At 45.7% G+C, this 5535-nt stretch carries 6 protein-coding genes; 2 read left to right on the top strand and 4 right to left on the bottom strand.

Going from position 1 to position 5535, the window contains the following annotated elements; translation table 11 throughout:
• Positions 1 to 213: 213 nt before the first annotated feature.
• Together B5F71_RS18555 and B5F71_RS18550 are read right to left on the bottom strand one after the other, a co-directional pair.
• A complete protein-coding gene (locus B5F71_RS18555; protein ID WP_022039609.1) occupies positions 214 to 567 on the bottom strand; it encodes a hypothetical protein in 354 nt (117 codons plus the stop codon).
• Complete coding sequence (locus tag B5F71_RS18550) at positions 554 to 1117, bottom strand: RNA polymerase sigma factor (RefSeq protein WP_087213288.1); 564 nt, start codon at positions 1115 to 1117, stop codon at positions 554 to 556. Before B5F71_RS18550 ends, B5F71_RS18555 begins: the two co-directional genes overlap by 14 nt.
• A gap of 324 nt (positions 1118 to 1441) precedes the next feature.
• On the opposite strand from B5F71_RS18550, the gene B5F71_RS18545 reads away from it, so the two are divergent.
• Positions 1442 to 1843 (top strand): DUF6249 domain-containing protein, encoded by a 402-nt coding sequence (locus B5F71_RS18545; protein WP_087213285.1) that lies wholly within the window; start codon positions 1442 to 1444, stop codon positions 1841 to 1843.
• Positions 1844 to 1935: 92 nt separating this feature from the next.
• Here B5F71_RS18545 and B5F71_RS18540 read toward each other — a convergent pair whose 3' ends face one another.
• Positions 1936 to 3342, bottom strand: a complete 1407-nt coding sequence (locus B5F71_RS18540; protein WP_087213283.1) for a glycoside hydrolase family 28 protein — start codon at positions 3340 to 3342, stop codon at positions 1936 to 1938.
• Positions 3343 to 3525: 183 nt separating this feature from the next.
• Positions 3526 to 3951: a large-conductance mechanosensitive channel protein MscL gene (gene mscL / locus B5F71_RS18535; protein ID WP_022039613.1), complete on the bottom strand. Its 426-nt coding sequence runs from the start codon at positions 3949 to 3951 to the stop codon at positions 3526 to 3528.
• Between the two features lie 208 nt (positions 3952 to 4159).
• Here mscL and B5F71_RS18530 point away from each other — a divergent pair, with 208 nt between their 5' ends.
• Complete coding sequence (locus tag B5F71_RS18530) at positions 4160 to 5404, top strand: TonB family protein (RefSeq protein ID WP_241148658.1); 1245 nt, start codon at positions 4160 to 4162, stop codon at positions 5402 to 5404.
• Positions 5405 to 5535: the final 131 nt, after the last annotated feature.

Here is a 5535-nt window from a genome sequence, read left to right as displayed (position 1 = left end):
TGACGAAGAACAGGAGCGAAAAGGACCAAAAAATCGCCCAAAGCACACACGAAAACGGATACATCAAGCCAAGAAAAACTTTTTGGAGAAATTCAAAACAGCTTCTAAAGCCTGTTTCAAATTCAAAATAGCTTCTTAACTGAAAGGATTTTCCACAAGAAGGAGACAAAGGCCGCCCCTGCTATCAGACAGGGCAGATTTTGTCTCCTTGTCTTAATTACTTTGCATTTTCTTCTCCAGCCACCAATACAATCTCCCCAAACAAAGAAGTGCCACCAGCGTAGGCAGGAAAAATAGGACAGCATTGACTGAAGGCAATGCAAACGACAACGAATGCCACCAACGAACTATGGATGCGCCATACAACTTAACAACATAATAGGTCACACCACAGAATGTGCACAAACAAAATACAGCCAATGCCCACCAAAGACGGTGTTCCTCCCGACGTTCACGTGCAAAGGCCTCCTCGCGCACCTGCTGCATCATACGATATGTAAAATTACTTGGCAAGCGGTATGACGATTGTTTGCCCAGTGCTTTTTTCAGTCCTTTATCTGTTGTCATAGCTTATTTCTCCTTTGTTCATTAATAGATAGAGTTTCTTGCGTATACGGTGCAGTTTCACCTTGATATTGCTAACGCTTTGGTTCAAGATATGCGCTATCTCATCGATATTCTTCTCTTCTTCGTAAAAAAAAGTGATGATGGCACGTTCTTCGGGAGCAAGCTGTTGCAAGGCTTCCTGAAGACGGGCAACACGGTCTTCCGAATCGTCATCCAGTGCTTCGTCCACCTCTGTTTCGGAAACCCGCTCCCATTGCTTATCATCTATCGCCAGCACTTCTTCACGCCTCTTACGCAATGCCGAAAGCGCGGTATTGTAGGCAATGCGGTATATCCACGTAGAAAAACTGCTGCCTCCTGTAAACGAGCCAAGGTGGCGGAAGGCTTTCATGAAAGTGTCTTGCGTCAGCTCTTCGGCGTCTTCCGGAGATGATACCATCCGGACAATCAACGTAAAAATCTGTTGTCCGTATGTATCTAGGAAATAAGCGAAAGCTTCGGTTTTCCCCGCCAACACCTGTGCGATGATATGTGACTCGTTCGTATTCATTTCATACTTTTAGACGCAAACAGAAGGAAGAGGTTACAACTATCGGTGAAAAAAATTCTCGCATATGATAGTCCAATAGTTCTATATACACCATTTCCCTCCAACGCGATATTCTTCCTTTATAGCTTTATATATCTGCAACTGGCTACATATATATAAAGCAATGACCATGCAAGTATCTTTAAAGGCAAAGACAAGTATATGCTTGTTTCTACTGGAAGTTTGCGGACATTCTTTTTCATAAATATCTTTATCATTTGGTGTAACCTTCCGCATCCACTTGCGTCTAAAGAAACAAAGAAACAAAATAAAACTGATAATAATATGGATGAATTAATGATTGTTGCCAATGTGGCTATTATTTTTGGAGTGATGTACAAGTTGTTCGAACTTTATGCCAAACGGAAAGAACGAATCATGCTGATTGAAAAACTACCTCCCGAATTGCTGGACAAAGAAAAAGTGAAATGTCCGAACTCTTCTTCTCCTTCGGGTTTCTTCTCTGCCCTGCGCATGGGCTGCTTGTTCTTGGGCATCGGACTGGGTCTAATTGCCGGCTATTGCATCGTCTACAACACACAATCGGCATATTTCTCAAACTACGACCATCATGTAAACGAAACCGTTTCCCTTATCTATGGAGCCAGCGTCCTGATAGGCGGAGGCATCGGACTGATAGTCGCTTTCCTTGTAGAACTGAAGCTGAACAAAAAGAACGAAGAATAATTAAGAATGAAGAATTAAGAATGAAGAAACAACGTTCGGCGTTAGCCAATCCCATGCAGGCGAAGCGATTCTTCATTCTTAATTCTTCATTCTTAATTCTCAAAGAGTTTCCCGTTGATGTACAGGTTCTTCATCGTGATATCGCTCACGTTATCGATGCGGTTCCCGTTCTCCTTTACATTATTAAAGTGACAATCCTCCAGCGATACGTTGGATACATGCTTGTCATCGTCCAGCCCGATAGCCACGATGCCGTAACGACTCTTTTCGCAGGTCACGTTCTTCAGGTGAACATTGCGCACCGTCGGGTCAAATCCCCGGTTGCATTGCTCGCGCTCCTCGTATTTCAGGTTGATGCGCAACACCGCCTCGTTGCATTGCCCTACCTTGATATTCCGCACAAATACATTCTCTATCACACCACCCCGGCAGGTGCTGGTCTTGATACGGATGACACGATCCAGCTGCGGACTGTCCATCACACAATCTTCTACATACAGGTTGCGGTATCCGCCCGATATCTCGCTTCCGATAACCACGCCTCCATGCCCGTTCTTCATCTCGCAATTCCGCACAACGATGTTCTCACTCGGGATGTTCCATTTCCGCCCGTCTTCGTTCCGTCCCGATTTAATCGCAATGCAATCGTCTCCCGTATCGAAACGGCAATTCTCTATCAGCACGTTCTTGCACGATTCGGGGTCGCATCCGTCCCCGTTCGGACCGCGGTTGAATATCTTCACGCCCCGTACAATCAGGCTCTCGCAAAACAAAGGATGGATGACCCAAAAGGGCGAGTTCAGCAAAGTCACATCTTCTATCAGCACGGTATTGCACGAATAAAAATTAACCAGTTGAGGTCGCAGTCCATCTTCAGGAGTCATTACACGTTCGTAAATCGGACGTTTCAGTTCGGCATATCCCATCAGACGCTCGCGGCTTCCTAACTTTTGGCTGCGCATCCCTTCCTTCCAGCCGTAACGGGATGCACCACACATATACCACCAATGTTCGTTCGAGCCCTGTCCGTCAATGATTCCCTTACCGGTCAGCGCGATATTCGTTTCGCCATACGCATAAATCAACGGATGAGCATTATAGCAATCCAATCCTTCCCAACGGGTAATAACTGCAGGGAAATAAAGTTCTTGAACGGTAGAAAACTTCAGTATAGCCCCTTCCTCCACATGCAGGTTTACATTGCTTTTCAAGGTTATCGGACCGGTATAAAACGTTCCTTTAGGAACTAATACTGTGCCTCCTCCTTCCTGGCTGCAAGTTATAATCGCCTGATTGATAGCTTCGTGGCAAGGTTCTTCGGGTGTATCGGGCCTTGCACCGAAATCTACGATATTGTACACCCTGTCGGGAAAATGAGTGAGTTTGATTTGTTGTTCGATTTTTACCGATTGGGCAAAAGCCTTATCAAAGTCAACAGGTTCGGAAGCCTGCAAGGAGAAACCCGCAAAAGCCAGCAGGGAAATCAATAATGTTTTCATAAATAATTCATTATTTGGTTAAGATCAGGAGTTAAAAGGGAGTTGCTTCAAGGAGTTAGAAGCCAATACTTTTACTTATGCAAGCCATAACCGGATATTAGCTTTTAACTCCAAGCCCGTTTCAGCGGGCGATAACTCCTTCTCACTTCTTTAACTTCTAATTTTAACTTCTAATTATATCGCTTAATTCTTCTTTTCTTTCAACAAATCACGTATCTCGGTCAACAACTGGATATCTACCGGAGGAGCAGGCGGAGTCTTTGTCTCGGCTTCTTTCTTCCGAGTCAATGCATTGATGCCTTTCACTAAAAAGAATACCGCCAAAGCGATAATCAGAAAATCGAAAGTCACCTGGATAAAGTTTCCATAATTAAGCGCCACTTCGGGAGTGACCACTTCTCCGTCTTTCACTACCGCTTGCTTGATAACCCACTTCAGGTCAGAAAAATTCACACCTCCCACCAGCAGACCTATCGCCGGCATTATTACATCGCCTACCAGCGATGACACGATCTTGCCGAAAGCACCGCCAATAATGACACCTACCGCCATGTCGATGACATTTCCCCGCATGGCAAATTTCTTAAACTCGTCGAATGTCTTTTTCATCTTGCTCCGTTTTTGAATCCGTTTACGTGCACAAAGATAATAAAATCAAACACAGGAAACAGAAATCAGGCAAGAAACTTTGAAATGAAAGAGAATACTCGTAGCTTTGCACCGCTATTTTCCTATGATTATGAACCGGAACAGAAGACTATACACATTAGGACACATACTATTGATGTGCCTTGCATTAATCCTACCGCAAAACCTGTTGGGAATAGAAACGGAAACAACATTCCGTATTACCGTCCTGAAGTCGAACGGACAACCCCAGCCGGGCATAATTCTGAAGATTTCCGGACGAAGCCAGGAGTATACCGGGGATGCACAGGGAATCATTACCTTCCGGTATGCCACCGAAGATAGTTATACCCGTACGGCAAACTTATATTTTCCAACCGACCGCAATAAATCGGTCGCCTCGTTCGCCCTTGAAGCTGAAAACGCTACCCGGACATTCTATCTGGACAGCCCACAAGATATTGTAGCATTCAAGCAAAGCCAGCAGACCTTCCCCGTCGAAGGCATTGTAAGTTCTGATACCGGTGAACCGATAACGGGAGCTATCATCAGCATCCTGGGAACAGGACGGCGAACTACGACCGACGAAATCGGATTATTCCATATCGATGCCGACTTCAACCATCCGGTGACCGTGCGTGCCGACGGGATGGACAACCTCTCTATTCCCATCCAACAGTTCCTGCAATACCCGAACGAACCACTCCCCATCACAATGTATGCCAAAAGTTCGGTACGTATCTATGCCTCTGCCGAACAGATGCCCGAATTTCCAGGAGGAATGAAAGCCTTTACAAGATATGTAAAAAGGAATTTGAAATACCCCGAACGTGCCAAACGGGACAGTCTGGAAGGAGTAGTGGCAATACAATTCGTCGTAGAAAGAAACGGGCAGATCACCTCACCCACCATTGTACGTAGCCTGGAGCCTACAATGGACACGGCGGCACTAGCCCTTATCCAACAAATGCCTCGTTGGATTCCGGCAAAAGACCACGGAATCACAGTACGCTGCAAATACTCGGTACCCATACAATTCAAGATAGAACGTCCGAAACCTATACAGCACCGACCAATACCAGCACAAGCCGACAGCATCTTGCACCGCGACACGCTGACTGTTGACTCGCTCCGCACCGATTCGCTTGCCATAGACTCCTTGCACATGCTCCGGAAAGTATTGGCGGATTCGTTGCGTACAGATTCAATCCGGCTACAAAAAAACTCGTTATCTTTACCAGCCGACTCACTGAACATCGGGGTCGACTCGTTACTTCTGAAGAAAGACAGCCTGCTGCTACCTACCGACTCCATCGCACCGAAAGACTCGCTGGAACAAATTTCTACCGGTCAGCAAGCAACGGAACAAAAGCCTAAAAAACGCAACATCTTTGTCCGCTTCTTCCGTTGGCTGTTCGGAATCAAGGATAAATAAGAGCACATAACTGCTTTGCTTGTAAGAAGCTGTTTTGAATTTATCGTGCGATGATTTGGGATGAGTTTTTGAGGCATTTCCGCTTCTGTGATGAGGAAGATAGCGGGCTATCTGACGAAGAACAGGAGCGG

The sequence above is a fragment of the Bacteroides sp. An269 genome, from assembly GCF_002159755.1.
Classification (GTDB): Bacteria; Bacteroidota; Bacteroidia; order Bacteroidales; family Bacteroidaceae; genus Phocaeicola; species Phocaeicola intestinalis.
The sequence above is the reverse complement of the archived record's forward strand: the minus strand, read 5'-3'. Positions and strand labels throughout refer to the sequence as shown.

What these genes read in the sequence shown, in the direction of transcription:
- mscL (WP_022039613.1), bottom strand. Translation starts at nt 3,951, where the DNA reads ATGAAAAAGACATTCGACGAGTTTAAGAAATTTGCCATGCGGGGAAAT.
- B5F71_RS18545 (WP_087213285.1), top strand. Translation starts at nt 1,442, where the DNA reads ATGGATGAATTAATGATTGTTGCCAATGTGGCTATTATTTTTGGAGTG.
- B5F71_RS18550 (WP_087213288.1), bottom strand. Translation starts at nt 1,117, where the DNA reads ATGAATACGAACGAGTCACATATCATCGCACAGGTGTTGGCGGGGAAA.
- B5F71_RS18555 (WP_022039609.1), bottom strand. Translation starts at nt 567, where the DNA reads ATGACAACAGATAAAGGACTGAAAAAAGCACTGGGCAAACAATCGTCA.
- B5F71_RS18540 (WP_087213283.1), bottom strand. Translation starts at nt 3,342, where the DNA reads ATGAAAACATTATTGATTTCCCTGCTGGCTTTTGCGGGTTTCTCCTTG.